This is a genomic window from Faecalibacterium sp. DFI.5.82, from assembly GCF_029076575.1.
GTDB lineage: Bacteria > Bacillota > Clostridia > Oscillospirales > Ruminococcaceae > Faecalibacterium > Faecalibacterium duncaniae.
Window position 1 is genome coordinate 1 of the sequence record NZ_JARFIS010001132.1, and the last position, 288, is coordinate 288.

A 288-nucleotide genomic window follows, 5' to 3' on the forward strand; every position below is an offset into this window, starting at 1 on the left:
ACCAGGTAAAATAGATGCCCAGCACCACGCTGAGCGGCCCGCCGCCCGAAAAAGGCACCAGCACAATGGTGAACAGCCGCCAGATCTGCCCGGCGAACAGGGCACTGCGGCTCAGGGAGAGATAAAAGGAAATATACTGGTTGACGAACAGTTCAATGGCGTAGACCAGGATCTGGCCGCCGAGGAGGATGTTGATGAGGTTGGGAATGCAGAACCGGCCGTATTTCCGTTCCAGCTTGGTGATCCAGTTCATGGGCAGACGCCTCCGTTCTTCGTAAATGTGCGCCC

The 288-nt window shown here is 56.9% G+C and carries 1 pseudogene; it reads right to left on the minus strand.

The window, feature by feature from the left end:
* Positions 1–253 (minus strand): annotated as a pseudogene (locus P0G09_RS20440) (Rhomboid family protein); the annotation flags it as partial.
* Positions 254–288: the final 35 nt, after the last annotated feature.